15 protein-coding genes are annotated in these 16,617 nt (G+C 66.1%); 6 read left to right on the top strand and 9 right to left on the bottom strand.

From position 1 onward, the window contains the following. Positions 1 to 30 precede the first annotated feature (30 nt). From C7389_RS11445 to argH, 7 genes are all read right to left on the bottom strand, one after another. The gene (locus tag C7389_RS11445; RefSeq protein ID WP_133591486.1) at positions 31 to 1,098 is read right to left on the bottom strand and encodes a nucleotidyltransferase domain-containing protein; all 1,068 of its coding nucleotides are present in this window, start codon (positions 1,096 to 1,098) and stop codon (positions 31 to 33) included. After that, entirely contained in the window at positions 1,098 to 2,042 is a 945-nt protein-coding gene (locus tag C7389_RS11440; RefSeq protein ID WP_133591483.1) for an HprK-related kinase A, read from the bottom strand. The genes C7389_RS11445 and C7389_RS11440 overlap by 1 nt, the downstream gene beginning before the upstream one ends. Then, a complete protein-coding gene (locus tag C7389_RS25855; protein WP_162851721.1) occupies positions 2,009 to 2,218 on the bottom strand; it encodes an HPr-rel-A system PqqD family peptide chaperone in 210 nt (69 codons plus the stop codon). The genes C7389_RS11440 and C7389_RS25855 overlap by 34 nt, the downstream gene beginning before the upstream one ends. A gap of 87 nt (positions 2,219 to 2,305) precedes the next feature. Then, positions 2,306 to 2,920, bottom strand: a complete 615-nt coding sequence (locus C7389_RS11430; protein WP_133591479.1) for a hypothetical protein — start codon at positions 2,918 to 2,920, stop codon at positions 2,306 to 2,308. 267 nt (positions 2,921 to 3,187) lie between these two features. Then, a complete protein-coding gene (locus C7389_RS11425) occupies positions 3,188 to 4,078 on the bottom strand; it encodes a fructosamine kinase family protein (RefSeq protein WP_246034719.1) in 891 nt (296 codons plus the stop codon). Further along, positions 4,075 to 5,361, bottom strand: a complete 1,287-nt coding sequence (locus tag C7389_RS11420) for a serine/threonine-protein kinase (protein ID WP_133591477.1) — start codon at positions 5,359 to 5,361, stop codon at positions 4,075 to 4,077. Before C7389_RS11420 ends, C7389_RS11425 begins: the two co-directional genes overlap by 4 nt. A 7-nt stretch (positions 5,362 to 5,368) precedes the next feature. Further along, on the bottom strand, positions 5,369 to 6,802 hold the full coding sequence (gene argH, locus C7389_RS11415; protein ID WP_133591475.1) for an argininosuccinate lyase: 1,434 nt from the start codon (positions 6,800 to 6,802) through the stop codon (positions 5,369 to 5,371). A 90-nt stretch (positions 6,803 to 6,892) separates the two neighbouring features. Between argH and C7389_RS11410 the strand changes: the two genes are divergently transcribed. Together C7389_RS11410 and C7389_RS11405 are read left to right on the top strand one after the other, a co-directional pair. Continuing rightward, the gene (locus tag C7389_RS11410) at positions 6,893 to 7,924 is read left to right on the top strand and encodes a sensor histidine kinase (protein ID WP_133591473.1); all 1,032 of its coding nucleotides are present in this window, start codon (positions 6,893 to 6,895) and stop codon (positions 7,922 to 7,924) included. Then, entirely contained in the window at positions 7,921 to 8,682 is a 762-nt protein-coding gene (locus C7389_RS11405) for a LytR/AlgR family response regulator transcription factor (protein ID WP_133591471.1), read from the top strand. Before C7389_RS11410 ends, C7389_RS11405 begins: the two co-directional genes overlap by 4 nt. A 109-nt stretch (positions 8,683 to 8,791) precedes the next feature. On the opposite strand, the gene ppc is transcribed toward C7389_RS11405, so the two are convergent. Together ppc and C7389_RS11395 are read right to left on the bottom strand one after the other, a co-directional pair. Beyond that, positions 8,792 to 11,542 (bottom strand): phosphoenolpyruvate carboxylase, encoded by a 2,751-nt coding sequence (gene ppc, locus C7389_RS11400; protein ID WP_133591469.1) that lies wholly within the window; start codon positions 11,540 to 11,542, stop codon positions 8,792 to 8,794. A gap of 28 nt (positions 11,543 to 11,570) precedes the next feature. Beyond that, entirely contained in the window at positions 11,571 to 12,089 is a 519-nt protein-coding gene (locus C7389_RS11395) for a thioredoxin domain-containing protein (protein WP_162851720.1), read from the bottom strand. A gap of 54 nt (positions 12,090 to 12,143) precedes the next feature. On the opposite strand from C7389_RS11395, the gene hemC reads away from it, so the two are divergent. From hemC to C7389_RS11375, 4 genes are all read left to right on the top strand, one after another. Then, entirely contained in the window at positions 12,144 to 13,097 is a 954-nt protein-coding gene (gene hemC / locus C7389_RS11390; RefSeq protein WP_133591465.1) for a hydroxymethylbilane synthase, read from the top strand. A 30-nt stretch (positions 13,098 to 13,127) separates the two neighbouring features. Continuing rightward, on the top strand, positions 13,128 to 13,925 hold the full coding sequence (locus C7389_RS11385; protein ID WP_342773504.1) for a uroporphyrinogen-III synthase: 798 nt from the start codon (positions 13,128 to 13,130) through the stop codon (positions 13,923 to 13,925). A 293-nt stretch (positions 13,926 to 14,218) separates the two neighbouring features. Then, positions 14,219 to 15,280 (top strand): uroporphyrinogen-III C-methyltransferase, encoded by a 1,062-nt coding sequence (locus C7389_RS11380; protein WP_342773503.1) that lies wholly within the window; start codon positions 14,219 to 14,221, stop codon positions 15,278 to 15,280. 10 nt (positions 15,281 to 15,290) lie between these two features. After that, positions 15,291 to 16,472: a heme biosynthesis HemY N-terminal domain-containing protein gene (locus C7389_RS11375; protein ID WP_133591461.1), complete on the top strand. Its 1,182-nt coding sequence runs from the start codon at positions 15,291 to 15,293 to the stop codon at positions 16,470 to 16,472. Positions 16,473 to 16,617 lie beyond the last annotated feature (145 nt).

The following is a 16,617-nucleotide window of genomic DNA, read 5'->3' as shown; positions in this document are numbered from 1 at the left end:
CCAGTAAGGGCCTCGCCGGATCCTTGCTGTTCAAGACGTGTTTTCCTGCGCTGGCCGCAAGGCCTTGCGCAGCAGATGAGCCGCCAGCAGGTGCGGCGGCATCCTCAGCCAGTGCGCCCTCAAATAGAGCAGCGGCGCGGCCCAGCGCCGCTCCGGCGTTTTCGCGTCGGCCTCTCTTGGCATCAGGACCTCACCCATCAACATGCTGGTGACGCGTTCGCTCACCCGGATGGGGCCGCGTTGGGCAGTGATTTTCAGCGCCGGCGACAGAGGCGTGGGGAAGATGCGTTTGAGCTGATGCAGGGTTTGCCGTAGTGGCATCTCCAGGCCGAGTTCATGGCTTCTGTTCAGGAGCGCATCGCCGAAGCCTGCATCCTTGCTGAACTCTTCCAGCAGCCGGTGCAAATCCAGCAAGTCCCGAAATCCATTGGCCCATTCGCCTTCCATGAAGCGATGGACCACGGCATGCAGCACCATGTCGGTATTGCTCAATGTATGGCAGTTCGGGAGGGTGGTCAGGCTGTTTAGGGCGCCCAGCAGCTTCGCACCCTGGACAGGAAAGCGGCATGTCGGCGGGGTTATGGTGTGGTGCAGGTCGACTATCGTTCCACGGTGCAAATGTCGCAGGGGCGGAATTTCGTGCATCCATTGACGGTAATAGCGTTGATCGTAGGCGTCGTGATGGGAACTCACCCATCCGGCCCGGATCAAGCGGTCCTCGGCGGCCGTGATGGCCTCCTTGGGTACTAGCAGGTCCAGGTCCGAGAAGACTCTGCCGCGCGCGGCGGAGAGCTCGCGCAGGACATAGGCGCCGCCTTTGAGGAAGACGACCGGGATGTTCAGTGGCTGAAGGGCAGTGGAGATGCGCTCCGCCTCGCGATGAACGTCCAGTGCTAGCCGCTCGGCAATCCGGCGGGCAGATTCGAAGTGGCGTGAAACCTCTGAAGGTATTCCGGTAGTGTGATCGTATAGCCGTGCGAGTTGAGGCAGCACATTGAGGATGCGCGCCTGGCGTAGCAACTGGGTCCACTCCGTCGCGCTGCGCTCCGCTGTAGGGGGGTAGGCTGTGAGAGCCGTGACGATCAGTGATCGCTCCATTACGCTATGCCCGCCAGCGAGTCGAAGTGGGCGATGGCGTCGTCGGCATCCTGATATTCGAAGTCATAGGCGGTAACGCGTGCGATTAGTTCGCCCATAGCCGCAAATCCAGCTTGCCCCAACAGGTCGTAGTTGAACGTGTTCTGTGCCATTCGCATGAAAGCCGAGCCTCGGCTCAGCGGCATGGACGACGTCGACGCTCCACTGCGATAGTGTGGAAAGATGACGTGAGTGGGCGTTCCAGGCTCTCCGCTCCTGGCGACGCTATCCGATGGCGGCCGAAAATGCCCAACCGTGCCTTTGACGGTGTCCTTCACTAGCGAGCCGAGTTGCAAGTCCGGGTAGCGTTGCCGGATCAGTCCGATGGAGGCGTTCTTGAGGCTGATCGGGCGCGGGATCGGAGTCAGCAGGCCGGTGTGTGGGTCCAGCAGGGCCAGTTCATCAGAAAGCAAACGCCAGCCGTGGCCGACGAGCAGGGCGCACAGGGTGCTTTTTCCGGATCCGGGCGGGGCCGGCAGGATGATGGTGCAGCCATTGCGCTCGATGACCGCCGCATGGGTGATCATGTAATTGTGGCAGTGGGAGGAGATGCACCAGTTGAAGCCCCACTCCAGCATAGGAAAAGCCTGTGCCAGGGGCAGGGGTTCGAAAGGTTGGCCACCATCGCTTTCGAAGTGGACCTTGGGGCGAAACGGCCGGGCTTTCCTCAGCGTGACGGTGAAATCGTCGAAACCCTGTTCGCTGCCTAGTGGAAAGTCGGCGTACAGCGCGCGCAAGGTCGCCGCTAGGCCAGCCACGTTTGATCGTATCCGGAAGCGGAAAGGTGGGGTCAAGAGTGCCAGCCCGCCATTCTCTAGCCGCTCCTGGATCTCGGCTTCGGTCAGCGCGGAAAGCGGCAGTGCGGGGCAATTCAGAGGTGTCGGCTGATCAATCCGAGCCGGCATAGGTCATCCAGCGTCTCATCTATCTGACCGCTCAATATGCCACGATCCTTATCGTCGTCAAGGAGCGGGCTGCTCAGCGTCTCGGACGAAGCGGGGCTGTGCAGCAATTCACCAAGCAGATAGCTTGCCAGCGGTGGTAGATGATGAGTTGCGCCACTCGCCTTGTGGAAGAGCACGGCGTCTTCCTCGAAGAAGCGAACGACGAAAGCGTCTGAGTTGCAGCGGTAGAAGGGCAAGGAAAGCCGGAGGTCAGTGAGCGGGAATCAAAGGCTGCTGCTGCCTACCAGCACGTCCAGGTAGGCGCGTGCATCTGCGCGCCCCCAGGTGCTGCCCCAAGGTGTGGACCAGGTACCAGTCACAATGGCGAAGCGCCACATGTCCTGCAGGACGGCAACCGTGTCTGCGGTGCCGGTGCCGATCTTCAGGTTGCCCGCCAGAGCGTCCAGATAGGCGCTAACGATGTCCCGGGTGTAATCGGTGGTGATGCTCTCGCCGGCGCCGCCCTGGAGGTTCAGGGCCTGAGAGAGCGTAAGCGTGCTGAAGGAGACCGCAGCCTTGCTGACCTTGCCCGCAGGACCGCTAGCTGCAGTGAAAACCGTGGAGAAAAGCGTGCCCTGGCTCGCGCCGAACGGCCACGTATGGGTTTTCCAGTAGCCGTGCGAGTGACATTCGCTCAAGGTCTCCGGGGCATTGCTGGTCAACGCGTTGGCACGGACCGAGGCGAAAGCGGAGGGGGACACGCAGGTGCCTTGGGCCAGCGCCGACTTCGCCGACAGGCTCATGATCACCGGAGCGGAGGCGGCTCCCGCCTTTAGGAGACGGCGGCGCAAATCCTGAGGAGACTGCTTGGCTTTCAGGTGTTGCTCATGCTCGGTCATGGTGTCAGCCTGCGAAAGTGTTCGTTTTGACGCGAATCGTAGCGGTTTCCGGAAGACTTGAGCTGTGCGGATTGCCACGCTTGGTCTATTGCACCAAGTTGGAGCAAAAAGCGCGCCCGTTTTGATGCTGTTGTTAGTCTATTGAACTGAAAGGGTTTTTATTTTTTTCAGGCGGGGTGGAATCAGGAGTGTAAAAACGCTCGACACCCGTAGCGGAAGGATAACAGTAAAACAGGCGGGCTTTTCTGATGATGCTCTCATCTCCGCTCAGGAAAGCTCCCTGAGCAACTGGGCGAGTAGCCGTTGAACCTGTCCTGCATAGGTTCTTCCGAAAATGTGCAGATGGTTGAGGAGGTGATGCAGCTGATAGACCAGTTTCCGGACCTCATAGTCCGCGGACAGCGGTGCAAGGCGGCGATAGGCAGCGTAGAAGGCGCTCGGGAAACCACCGAACAGCTCGGCCATGGCTAGATCCGCTTCCCGGTCACCATAGTGGCAGGCGGGATCGAAAAGGGTCGGAGTGCCATCCTCCGTCATGGCTGCATTGCCATGCCAGAGGTCGCCGTGCAGGAGCGATGGGGCCGGGCGGTAGTCTAGGAAGAGGGCGGGCAGGCGTTCGAGCAGACGAAGGCCGGGGCGTTCTATTTCCTGGATATAACCGGCCTTGCCCGCCAGGGTCAGCAGGGGGGCGAGGCGGTGTCGGCTCAGGAAGATCACCCAGTTGTCCTGTCTGTCGTTGAATTGGCGGGTGGGGCCCAGGTAGTTGCTGCGATGCCAGCCGTAGCGCTCGCCCGTGGTTGCATGGAGGGCGGACAGGGCCTGAGCAAAGCGTTCGCCCTCTTTTGCTGAACTCACCCGGTGCAGGGAGAGGTGCTCCAGCACGAGGAAGGCCTGGTCGCCGACGCGTCCTTGCGCAAGGACATCCGGTACGCGGAAAGCGCCCGTGGCTGCAAGGGCCGCAAGGCCCTCTGCTTCGGCGTCCAGGCGCTCGGCGACCGTGATGTCGGCCAGCTTGACAAAGTACCTCACGCCTTTGCCCTGCACGTCCAGTGCTGGAGTGCTCCCTCCGGCCGGTCTCGCCGAGGCCAGCTGGACAGCTTTGCCGCCGGCCTGGTGGAGTGCTTCCGCTATGGCCGGAAGCAAGTCTTCGATTTTCACAGATTGGCGATCCGGGAACTGGCTAGCGAGAGGCGGGTGGACAGCACTTCGAGGAAGGCCTTGTAGAAATGCATGCGGCAGGTGTCGGAGGCTCGTTGCAGGGAGCGGCCACGGATGGTGACGACGGCACATTCCGTGGTGGCGTCGACCGATGCGGAGCGCACGCCGCCACCGGCGGAAAACAGCGCCATCTCGCCGAAGCATTCGCCTGCGGTCAGCACGTTCAGCAGGCGGCCGCGCTTGCGCACCCGCGCTTCGCCTTCCGCCAGGAAGCAGAAGTGGTCGCCTGCTTCGCCTTCCTTGATCACCACGGTGCCCGGCTGCACGCGGCTCCATTGCGACAGGCCGATGACCTCCCAGATCTCGGCGTCGGCGAACTCGCGGAAGAAAGCCATGCCGCGCAGGGTCTGGAACTTCTCCGCTTCGGGAATGGCTTGGTGATCGCTGGCGACGCTGCGGTTGCGGAAAGCAAGGGCGAGATCGTGGGAGAACTCGGCCCAGGTCTGGTAGCGGTTCTCGATCTCTTTTTCCATTGCCCGGCGCACGATGGTGTCCAGGGCTTCGGGTACCTCCGGCCGGTACTCCGAGGGGGGCGGAGGAATCTCGTGGGCGATGCGGTAGAGCAGGCTGTAGTTATTGTCCGATTCGAAGGGCAGGTGGCCGGTCAGTAACTGATACATGACCACGCCCAGCGAGTAGATGTCGGTGCGATGATCCAGCGGCATCTCCCGGACTTGTTGCGGCGACATGTAGGCCGGCGAACCTATGCCCGAGATCTGCGTGGTGTCGCTGGCGGTATGCAGCGCGGCGCCGAAGTCGGTGACGCGGATGTCGGTGCCGGCCGCATCGGCCAGCAGGATATTGGCGGGCTTGATGTCCCGGTGGGTGACGCCGCGGTGAAAGGCATAGTCCAGTGCGCGCGTGCATTTGAAGACGATCTCGATCACCCGGTCGAAGGCGGGCAGCGAGCCGGGACAGGTCAGCGCCTCCAGCGTGCCGCCGGGCACGTACTCCATGACGACGTAGGCTTCTTCGTCGCTGATGACCGCATCGTAGATACCGACGATGTGCGGATGGGTGAGCTTGCCGGCCAGCGCCGCCTCGTTGAGCAGCAGATGACGGTAGAGCCGGCCGCGGTCCTGGTCGCGCAGGACTTCCGGGTAGAGGCGCTTGACCGCGACGTCGCGCTGGTTGAAGGGGTCCCAGGCCAGGAAGACGGCGCTGGTCGCCCCTTCGCCCAGCAGGCGGCGGATCTCGTACTTGCCGATGCGCTCCGCCGCCATCGGCGTGTCAGCCGAGCTGGGCGCGTGCGCGCGCCACCGCGGCGCGCACTTGCTCCGGCGCGGTGCCGCCGATGTGCCTGCGCGAGGCGAGGGAGCCTTCCACCGTCAGCACCGCAAACACGTCGTCTCCCAGGCGGTCGGCGGCACCTGGCACTTCTGCCATCGCCACCTTCAGTTCGGCCGCGCTGAACTGCGGCAGATCGCAACCATGGCGCTCGGCGGCGCGCACCGCCAGGGCAACGGCTTCGTGGGCGTCGCGGAAGGGCAGGCCTTTCTTGACCAGGTAATCGGCCAGGTCGGTGGCGGTGGCGTAGCCCTGGGACAGGGCACCCAGCATGGCGTCCGTCTTCACCCGGATGCCGGTGATCATGTCGGCGTAGATGCGCAGGGTGTCGATGACCGTGTCGGCGGTGTCGAACAGCGGTTCCTTGTCCTCCTGGTTGTCCTTGTTGTAGGCCAGGGGCTGCCCCTTCATCAGCGTGAGCAGGGCGATCAGGCTGCCGTTCACCCGGCCGGTCTTGCCGCGGACGAGTTCGGGAACGTCCGGGTTCTTCTTCTGCGGCATGATGCTGGAGCCGGTGCAGAAGCGGTCGGCGAGGTCGATGAAGCCGACGCGCGGGCTCATCCACAGGATGAGCTCTTCAGACAGGCGGGAGAGATGCGTCATCAGCAGTGCTGAGGCGGCGCAGAATTCGATGGCGAAGTCGCGGTCGCTGACCGCGTCCAGCGAGTTGTAGCAGACCTCGTCGAAGCCCAACTCCGCGGCGACGGATTCGCGGTCTATCGGATAGCTGGTGCCGGCCAGCGCGGCGCTGCCCAGCGGCAGGCGGTTCACCCGCTTGCGGCAATCGGCGAAGCGTTCGGCGTCGCGCCGGCTCATCTCGTAATAGGCCATCAGGTGGTGGCCGAAGGTGACTGGCTGGGCAACCTGCAGATGGGTGAAGCCGGGCATGGGCGTGGCCGCGTTCGCTTCGGCGACGTTCAGCAACTGGCGCTGGAACTCCCCGATCAGGGCAAGGATGGTATCGATGGCGTCGCGCAGCCACAGGCGGATGTCGGTGGCAACCTGGTCGTTGCGGCTGCGGCCGGTGTGCAGGCGCTTGCCGGCGTCGCCGACCAGCGCGGTCAGGCGCTTCTCGATGTTGAGATGTACGTCTTCGTCGTCCAGGTTCCAGGCGAACTCGCCGCGCTCGATCTCGCCCAGTATCTGGCTCATGCCGCGTTCGATGTCGGCGAGGTCGGTCGTGCCGATGATGCCCTGGCGCGCCAGCATGCGGGCATGGGCGAGGGAGCCGCGGATGTCCTGGCGGGCCATGCGCTGATCGAAGTTGACCGAGGCGGTGTAGCGTTTGACGAGGTCGGAAACCGGCTCCGAGAAGCGGCCGGACCAAGCCTTGCCCGGCTGCGCGGCGTTGTCGGGCGACGAGGTGGTATCTGTCATAATGTCCGTACTGAGGAAGGAGGGCCGGGGCGGAACCGTCCGGCCGGTCGTGCGATGTCGCTGCGGGCGTATCGTCGCCTCGCGTAAGCCATGGAAAGTATAAAGCAAAAGCCACGCTCGCCTGCCGTGCCCACCGTGCCGGATTTCCGTAATCTCGGCGTCATCTTGCGTGTGCTGCTGTTGGTCAATCTTCTTGCTTTGCTCACTGTGCTGCTACGGGGCGAGATGGCGTCTGAGGTACTGGCAGACCGCCTGATCGTAATGGCCGGCCAGGTCGAGCCGCCGCTATTCCTCGCGGTGCTGTTGCTTTACGCGCTGGGGCCGGCCCTGCAGCTTGCCGGGCCGCGCTGGGCGCCCGGCATTGTGCTGGCTGCCGCCCTGGGTGCGGTGCTGCTGGCCTGGCCACTGTTCTCGACCGACGGCGCTTTCCCTGGTCAGGAACTGGCGTGGGCGGCGGGCGCGGCGGTTGTTGCGCTGCTCTACTTCGATTACCGCCAACGTCTGTATTCGCCTGCCCTGACGGAGGCCCGTCTGCTGGCGCTCACTGCGCGCATCCGCCCCCACTTCCTGTTCAATAGCATCAATGGTGTGTTGGGTGTGATCCGTTCCGATCCGCGGCGTGCGGAACGTGCGCTGGAAGAGTTGGCGGATTTGTTCCGGGTGCTGATGCGGGACAATCGGGAACTTGTTCCCCTCGCAGAAGAACTGTTGCTATGCGAGCGTTATCTGGACCTGGAGCGCTTGCGCCTGGGGGATCGCCTGAATGTGCGCTGGGAGATCGACCCGCCCTCGGGCGATGGCACCGGCCCCGAGCAGGCGCTGGTGCTGCCGCTCCTGCTGCAGCCCTTGCTGGAGAACGCGGTGTATCACGGCATCGAGCCTTGCGAGGAGGAGGGCGAGATCGTGGTGCGCGTGCAGCACCGCGGCAAGGAATTGCGGCTGGAGGTGGATAACCCACTGTCGGACACCGCCCGCCAGCGTGCAGGCAACCAGATGGCGCTGGACAACATTCGTGAGCGGTTAACACTCTTTTTCGACATTGAAGCCGGATTGCATATACAAAGTGGTGAGGGGCGCTACCGCGTCCGCCTGCATCTACCCTTCAGGAGCGTTACCCCATGAGCGATCTTCCGCTGCGTGTCCTGATCGTCGACGATGAAGCGCCGGCGCGCTCGCGCCTTCGCGACCTGCTCGGCGACATCGCTGCAGTCCAGCCCAACGTCGTTGCCGGCATGGCGGCCAATGGTGTTGAGGCACTGCGCCTGGTCGAGGCTGGCGGCGTGGACGTGGTGCTCGCCGACATCCGCATGCCGGTGATGGACGGCGTGGAACTGGCGCGGGAACTGGGGCGCCTGCCGCAGGCGCCGGTGGTGGTGTTCACCACCGCCTATGACCAGTACGCGGTGCAGGCTTTCGAGCTGGCAGCGACGGACTACCTGGTGAAGCCGGTGCGGGCCGAGCGTCTGGCGGCGGCGCTGAGCAAGGTCCGCGGTCAGCGTCCCCTGCAGGCCGAGCTGGCCACCACCGCTGCTTCCGGTGAGCGGCGCCACTTCGGCGTCAGCGAGCGCGGCCGCATCCTGCTGCTGCCGGTGGAGGACGTGCGCTACCTCAAGGCGGAACTGAAGTATGTGACGGCGAAGACGGTTGAGCGGGAGTTCGTGCTGGACGAATCGTTGGTGCAGATCGAGCAGGAGTTTTGCGACCGCTTCCTGCGCATACACCGCAACTGCCTGGTGGCCCGTACCGCGATCCAGGGGGTGGAGCGGGTGGGCGACACCGATGGTGAGGCACACTGGGAGGTGCTGCTGGCGGGGTTGCCCGAGCGTCTGCCGGTCAGCCGGCGGCAGTGGCCAGCGGTGCGCCAGGCGCTGGGGCTTTGAGGCGTCCTCTGCGATAACAGGCCTGCGGGAGCAGCGGGAAAAAGGGGAAAAAGTCCTGGCCGCGGTATAAAAACCGCGGCCAGGACTTTTCATTGCCCTCGGCGAGACTTCAGCCGCTGTTGCGCAGGCCGGCGGCGATGCCGTTGATGGAGATGTGGATGCCGACACGCAGGCGCTCGTCGTCCCCATGCTCGCGGTGGCGTCGCAGCAGTTCCACCTGGACGTGGTTGAGCGGATCCAGGTAAGGGAAGCGGTTGCGGATGGAGCGCTTCAGCAGTGGGTTGTCGGCCAGAAGTTCCTGCTGGCCGGTGATGGCGAGCAGGGCGTCCACCGTGTCCTGCCATTCGCCGCGGATGCGATTGAAAATGGCTTCGCGCAGTTCGGCGTCCTTGACCAGTTCGGCGTAGCGGGAGGCGATGGCGAGGTCGGTCTTGGACAGAACCATGTCCATGTTGGACAGCAGGGTGGTGAAGAAGGACCAGTCCTTGTGCATCGCCTGCAGGCGGGCGAGGCCGTCCTTGGGATGGCCGGCGAGGTACTGCTTCACCGCGGTGCCGAAGCCGAACCAGCCCGGCAGCATCAGCCGGCACTGGGACCAGGAGAACACCCAGGGAATCGCGCGCAGATCTTCGATGCTGGTGCCTTTCTTGCGCGAGGCCGGGCGCGAGCCGATGTTGAGGCCGGCGATCTCGGCGATCACGGTGGATTCCCAGAAGTACTGCTCGAAGCCCTCGGTTTCATAAACCAGGCCGCGGTAAGCGGCGAAGGCTGAGTCCGACAGCGCCTGCATCGCATCGAGGAATTCCGGCGGTGTGGGGGCTGCGCTCTCAGGCCGCCGGCTGGCTTCCAGCGTGGCGGCAACCAGCACTTCCAGGTTGCGATGGCCGACTTCCGGGTTGCCATACTTGGCGGCGATCACTTCGCCCTGCTCGGTCAGCCGGATCTGGCCCTGCACTGCGCCGTCCGGCTGCGCCAGGATGGCCTGGTAGCTGGGGCCGCCGCCTCGGCCGACCGAGCCACCGCGGCCATGGAACAGGCGCATGCGCACGCCGTGGCGGGCGAACACGTCCACCAGTTCGCCCTCGGCCTTGTACAACGCCCAGCCGGAGGTGAGGAAGCCACCGTCCTTGTTGCTGTCGGAGTAGCCCAGCATCACCTCCTGGGTGTTGCCGGCCGCTTCCAGCAGCTTGCGATAGAGCGGCAGCGAGAACAGGCGCTCCATGACGCCGGCGGCGTTCTCCAGGTCGCCTATGGTTTCGAACAGCGGCACCAGATTCACGTCCAGCGCGGATTCATGCGGCCGCAGCAGTCCAGCTTCCTTCAGCAGCAGCGCGAGTTCCAGCACATCGGAGACGTCGTCGGTCTTGGAAATGATGCAGTTGCGGATGGCGTTGCGGCCGTAGCGGCGGTGGGCTTCTCGGGCGGCGCGAAAGATCTCCAACTCGGATTCCGCTTCCTCGCTGTAGTGCACATGCGGCGAGGCGAGTGGCCGCGGTGTGGCCAGTTCCTCCAGCAGTAATGCGCAGCGGGCGGTTTCGTCCAGGTTGAGGTAGGCGCTGCCGGGGCGGGCGACTTCCAGCAGTTCGGCGACGGTGCGCTCGTGCACATCGGAGTTCTGCCGCAGATCGATGGGCGCGAGGTGGAAGCCGAACACCCGTACAGCGCAGCGCAGGTGGCGCAGCCGGCCGCGCGCCAGGGCGGCGGAGCCGTTGGCGACCAGCGAGCGGTGGATGACGTCGAGGTCGTCCAGCAGGGCCTGGGCGCTGTCGTACGGTTGGGCGTGGTCGGCGGCGTGGCCGATGGGCTCTGTGCCGATCAGCGCGCGGTGGGTGGCGGCGACGCGGGCGTGGATGCCGGCGAGGGCCAGGCGATAGGGTTCGTCGCTGCGGTGCGGCGAGCTGTCCGGTGAGCCCTGGGCGAGTGTCAGCAGGGCGTCGGAGGCGCTGACCAGGCCGAGGGCGAGCGACAGCTGGGAGCCCAGCGTGTGCAGTTCGTCCAGGTAATGGCGGAGGGCGACGCTGGCCTGCATGGCCAGCGCCTGCTCCAGGATATCGGCGGTGACGAAGGGGTTGCCGTCGCGGTCGCCGCCTATCCAGTTGCCCACCTGCAGGAAGGCGGGAAGTTCCTGCTTGCCCAGTGCCGGGTCGGCCGCGGCCAGGCGGTCTTCCAGGTTGGCGTAGAGCCGCGGCAGCTCATGCAGGAAGGTGGTCTCGAAATAGGAGAGGCCATTATTTACCTCGTCGACCACCGACAGCTTGGCGGGCCGCAGCATGCGGGTCTGCCACAAGGTGAGCACCGCGCGGCGCAGGGCCTCGTCGTTGGCCTCGCTTTCTTCCGGCGTGAGTTGTTTGCGATCGCGCTCGTCCAGCAGGCGGGCGATCACCGTCTGGCAGTTGAGGATGCTCTTGCGCTGGACCTCGGTGGGATGTGCGGTGAGCACCGGCGAGATCAGCGCTTCGCCGAGAAAACCGGCAAGGGTGGCCGGCGTGGTCTTGCCGTCGGCGAAGGCCAGCGCGAGCGCATGCGCCAGGCTGCCTTCGCGCGGTGCCGAGCCGGCGATCAGGTGGGCGCGGCTGCGACGGATGTGGTGCTGGTCCTCGGCAATGTTGGCGAGGTGGGAAAAGTAGCTGAAGGCGCGCACCACCTGGATGGTCTGCTCGCGGGAGAGGGCGTCCAGCGTGCCTTCGAGTTCCTTTCGTGCGGCATGGTCATCGTCGCGGCGGAAGCGCACCGAGTTCTGGCGGATGCGTTCCACCAACTCGAAGCTGGCGTCGCCTTGCTGGTCACGCACGGTATCGCCGAGCAGGCGGCCGAGCAGTCTGATGTCTTCGCGCAGCGGCGCGTCCTTGTCCTGGGTCATGGGTCTGAGCGGGAGGGGGGGAGGGAAGTCAGTGTTCGGTCCGATGCAGGCGGGTTGCGGCGGCGTGTAAGGCGTCGGCCAGATACTGGCCATAAAAGTCCGGCAGGCGCATGCCCACGATGTTTTCTCCGAGCAGGCTGCCGTCCGGGGCGTAAAACGCAACCGTGGGGGCAAGGCGCACCGCCCGTTGCGCGGCGAAGGCGCGGTGGGTGGTGGCGCGGCCATCGAAGCCGGTGAGCGTGCGGTCCGAATCGATGTCGATCTGGCGATACCGGGCGAGTCCCCGCGTGGCGGCCTCGTCATCCATCGGCGCCAGATAAGCCCTGGCCTGTTCGCACCAGTGGCAATCCGAACGGCTGTACAGCACGACCAGGACCCGGCCTTCGGCATGCAGGGCCGCGGCGTCGCGGTTGAAGTCGGTGGCGGGTGGCAGGCTGGGCGCCGCGGCGAGGGCAGCGGGCACGCATGCTAGAATCCACGCCAGCTTCCGCACTATTGGTGCGAACCCTGATGCCACCGTTTCGCCGGGCCGGGCGGTCTGTTTCATGACCGCGCATGTTCCGTTCGGCGCCAGATTCCTATCCCGCATGAGTTCCTTATCGTGAGCGTTGCCCAATCCGGTTCCACTTCCGCCGCGCCCGAGCGTATCGTCATTGCCACCCGAGAAAGCCGTCTTGCGTTGTGGCAGGCGGAGCATGTCAAGGCCCGGCTCGAGGCATTGTATCCCTCATGCCAGGTCGAGTTGCTGGGCATGACCACCCGCGGCGACCAGATCCTGGACCGCCCGCTGGCCAAGGTGGGCGGCAAGGGCTTGTTCGTGAAAGAGCTGGAAACCGCGCTGCTGGACGGCCGTGCCGACATCGCGGTGCATTCGATGAAGGATGTGCCGATGGAGATGGGAGAGGACTTCACCCTGGCCTGCATTTCCGAGCGTGAAGTGCCGCTGGATGCCTTCGTTTCCAACCGCTACGACAGCCTGGCCGACATGCCGCCGGGCACGGTGGTCGGCACCTCTTCGCTGCGGCGCGAGTCGCAGCTGCACGCTCACTATCCCTTCCTTGGCGTCACCAGCCTGCGCGGCAACCTGGATACCCGCCTGCGCAAGCTGGACGAAGGCCAGTACGACGCGATCATCCTCGCCGCTGCCGGTCTGACGCGGCTCGGCCTGGGCTCCCGCATCCGCGGCGTGCTGCCGGCGGAGACCTCGCTGCCGGCGGCTGGCCAGGGGGCGCTGGGCATCGAGTGCCTCGCCGGCCGGCAGGACTTGCTGCAATGGCTGGCGCCGCTCAATGACCCCGACACCTCCGCCTGCGTGCGTGCGGAGCGCGCGGTGGCGCGGGCGCTGGCGGGTAGCTGCGAGGTGCCTTTGGGCGCCTACGCGGAGGTGAAGGACGGCCAGTTGTGGCTGCGGGGGTTTGTCGCCCGGCCTGACGGCAGCGAGATCCTGCGCGCGGAGCAGTGCGGCGCGCCGGCGGATGCCGAGGCGCTGGGCGTGGCCCTGGCTGTCTCGCTGCGGGAGCAGGGCGCGGAGGCGCTGCTGGCCAGCCTGGGCTAGCCAGCGTCCGTATTTGCCGCAGCCCGGATCATGGAGATGGACTCGACGCGTTTGCCGGACCTGCCGCTGAGCGGGCGCCGCATCGTCGTCACCCGTCCAGCCGGGCAGGCGGAGTCGCTGTGCGAAGCCATTGCCCGATTGGGCGGCGAGGCGATTCGTTTCCCGGTCATCGAGATCGCCGAGCCTGAAGACACTGCCGGCCTGCAGGCGGCAACTGCGAGCCTGCAGGATTACGACCTCGCCTTCTTCGTTAGCCCGAACGCGGTTGGCCATGCGCTGGACTTCATCCTGCCGCGCCGCGCCTGGCCTGCGCATACGGTGGTGGCCACCGTGGGCAAGGGCAGCGAGGGGGCGCTCGCCCGGCGTGGCTTCCTGAATGTGGTCGCCCCCGACCAGGGCTTCGACAGCGAGGCGGTACTCAGCCTGCCAGCCTTTGCCGCGGATGCGGTGTGTGGTCGGCGGGTGGTGATATTCCGCGGCGACGGCGGCCGCGATCTGCTCGGGGAAACCCTGCTCGCGCGAGGCGCCGAGGTCGATTACGTAAGCTGTTACCGGCGCCGCATTCCGCAGTGCGATCCGGGCCCCTTGATCGCCGATGCTGCCAATGGCCGCCTTCATGCCCTCGTGCTGACCAGCAGCGAGGGCGTGGGCAACTTCTTGACTATGGTCGGTGAGCAAGGTCTGGCGGCGCTGGCGGGCGTCTGCGTGATCGCCCCCCACACCCGCATCGCGGCGGCCGCCGAAGCGGCCGGTTTCAGGCGCGTCATCTGTTGTGGTGCTGGCGATGACGGTGTTTTGGCCGCATTGCTGCGGGATGCGGCGGGCTAATGACGTTAAGATTCCGGCAGCACATGCAGGGCTATCTCGTGCCGTTCTTCGAAGTGCGGGGCTGATTGCCGCCAGCCCTGCCGAGGGCGCCGTGCGGCGGTATCCGAGCGGGCCGCGCGGGAAAAATCACTGTACATCCGGGTTAAACTCTCAGCATGAACGACGAAACCCCCGCACTCCCCCAGCCCGCGTCGCCCGGCGATGCGGCGTCTCCCCAGGCCCCGAGGCCTGCCCTTGCCGCGACGTCCGAGCCGTCCCGCAGCGGTGCCAGCGGCTGGGCCCTCCTGCTTGCCGTGATCGCGCTCATCGCTGCCGCGGTGGCAGGCTGGCAGGCTTGGGATACCCGTCAGCGTAATACCCAGACCCGCGAGGAGCTGGCGCGCCGACTCGCCGAGAGCGATACCGCGGCGACCGAGGTGCGCGCGCTGAACCGGCAGCAGCAGGAAGCCCTCGCCACCCTGCAGGGCAAGCTGGGTGCGCTGGAATCCAAGGTGGAGGCAACCGAAGGCCAGGCCGCCGCGCTGGAGGCGCTGTACCAGGAATTCTCCCGTTCCCGCGAGGACCGGGTGGTGGCCGAGGTGGAGCAGGCGATTTCCATCGCCGCCCAGCAGCTGCAGCTCGCCGGCAACCTGGAGGCGGCGCTGATCGCCCTGCAGGGGGCCGAGGCCCGCCTGGCGGCCAGTGACCGTGGCCAGCTGGCCCCGCTGCGCCGTGCCCTGTCCAACGACATCGAACAGCTGAAACGGCAGCCCGACGTGGATGTCCCGGGTGTCGCCCTGCGGCTGGAGCGTCTGCTGGAGCGGGCCGACGCGCTGCCGCTGGCCTTCGCCGGCGAAGCGGCCGTCAGTCCGGAAAGCCCGGCGGCTGCGCCGATAGACAACAGTGGTGGCAAGACCGCCGCGGCGCTGGCCTTCGTCGGCGAACTGGCGCGCGATGTCTGGCATGAGATGCGCGACTTGGTGCGCGTCGAGCGGCTGGACCAGACCGAACCGGTGCTGCTGGCGCCGGCGCAGAGCACTTTCTTGCGCGAGAACCTGAAGATCCGCCTGCTGACCGCCCGTCTGGCGCTGCTGGCGCGGGATGGCCGCACCTATGCCGCCGATCTCGCGCAAGCGCGCAACTGGATGGAGCGCTTCTTCGATCTGCGCGATCCGCGCGTCAAGGAAGCCGTCCAGGAGCTGCGCGTGCTGGAAGTGGTGCCGGTGTCGGTGCAGCGTCTCAGCCTCAATGAGAGTTTCGCCGCGCTACGCGTGCTGCAGGCCCGTGCCGGCGACCTGCGCCCGCCGGCTCCCGCCGCCGAGGCCGCGCGCCCGGCGAACGGCCAGGGCAACGGCGCTGCGGCGCCGCAGCGCTGAGGGGCGGTCCATGCGTGCCTTGATCTGGCTTATCGGCATCTTTGCGCTGGCGGTGGGCCTGGCGATGGTGGCCGGCTTCAACGACGGCTACGTGCTGGTGGTGCTGCCGCCGTGGCGGGCCCAGTTGTCGCTGAACCTGCTGGTGGTGCTCCTGCTGCTTGGCTTTCTGCTCGCCTACGTGGTGGTGAGGCTCATCAGCCGCACGCTGGGCTTGCCGCGGCGGGTTGTGCAGTGGCGTGAGCGGCGTCGGCGCGAGAAGGCGGGCCGCGCCCTGCGCGAAGCGCTGCGTACCCTCTTCGAGGGCCGTTTCTCCCAGGCGCTGAAGTTCGCTTCCAATGCCTTTTCCTCCGGCGAGAGCCCGGCCATGGCGGCGCTGGTGGCCGCACGTGCCGCGCATGCGATGCGTGACGACACCCGCTACCGCATCTGGATCGGCCACGCTGCCGACAGTGGCGAGGAGGCCCGGGTGGCACGGCTGATGACCGAAGCCGAACTGGCGGTGGAAGGGAGGCGCTTCGAGGAGGCCGCCGAGCGCCTGGAGATGCTCAAGCTGGCCGGCCATCGCCACATCGCCGCGCTGCGCCTGGCGCTGCGGGTGGCCTCCGCACTGGAACGCTGGGACGAGGCGCTGCGCCTGACCCGCCAACTGCACAAGCACAAGGCCTTGTCCGACGAGCAGGCTGCACCGCTGATCCGCCGCGCCCATGTGGAACGGCTGAAGGAACTGGCGACCGACCGCGCCGCGCTGGCTGCCTACTGGCTGGAGATCCCGGCGGACGAGTTGAAGGACCGCCGCCTGGTGGAACGCGCCATGCCGCTGCTGGCTGCGGCCGGCGAAGGCCCTGCAGCGCGGCGCACGCTGGAGCGCCTGCTGGACGAGGAGTGGGACAGCGGCCTGGCCCGTCTGTACGCCCACTGCGGCGATGGCGAGGGCGATCCGGTGGCCTGCCTGGCCAAGGGCGAGGGCTGGCTGAAGCGCCAGCCGCGGGACGCCGGCCTGCTGTTCTCGCTGGGGCGGCTATGCATGGGCGCCCAGCTGTGGGGCAAGGCGCAGAGCTATCTGGAGGCTTCGCTCAGCCTGGCGCCGACCATAGACACCCACCTGGCGCTGGCCAGCCTGCTGGAACAGCTGGAGCGGCCGGAAGAAGCGCAGCGCCACTATCGCGCGGCCGCGGTGCGGGTGGCCGGCTGAGGTAGAAGCGGCGACAAAGAAAAGGGGCGATCCGATCGCCCCTTTTTTCAGGTTCATCGCGCCTTTCCGGGGAAGGCGGCCTTGATCTTCAGGAAGAAATAGGCTGAGTCGCGGAATCCGTAGGCCATGCGCTTGATGACCTTGA

The sequence above is a fragment of the Azoarcus indigens genome, from assembly GCF_004361735.1.
In the GTDB taxonomy this organism is placed as follows: domain Bacteria; phylum Pseudomonadota; class Gammaproteobacteria; order Burkholderiales; family Rhodocyclaceae; genus Azoarcus; species Azoarcus indigens.
Note: the sequence above shows the minus strand (reverse complement) of the source record. Positions and strands in the feature narration are given on the sequence as shown.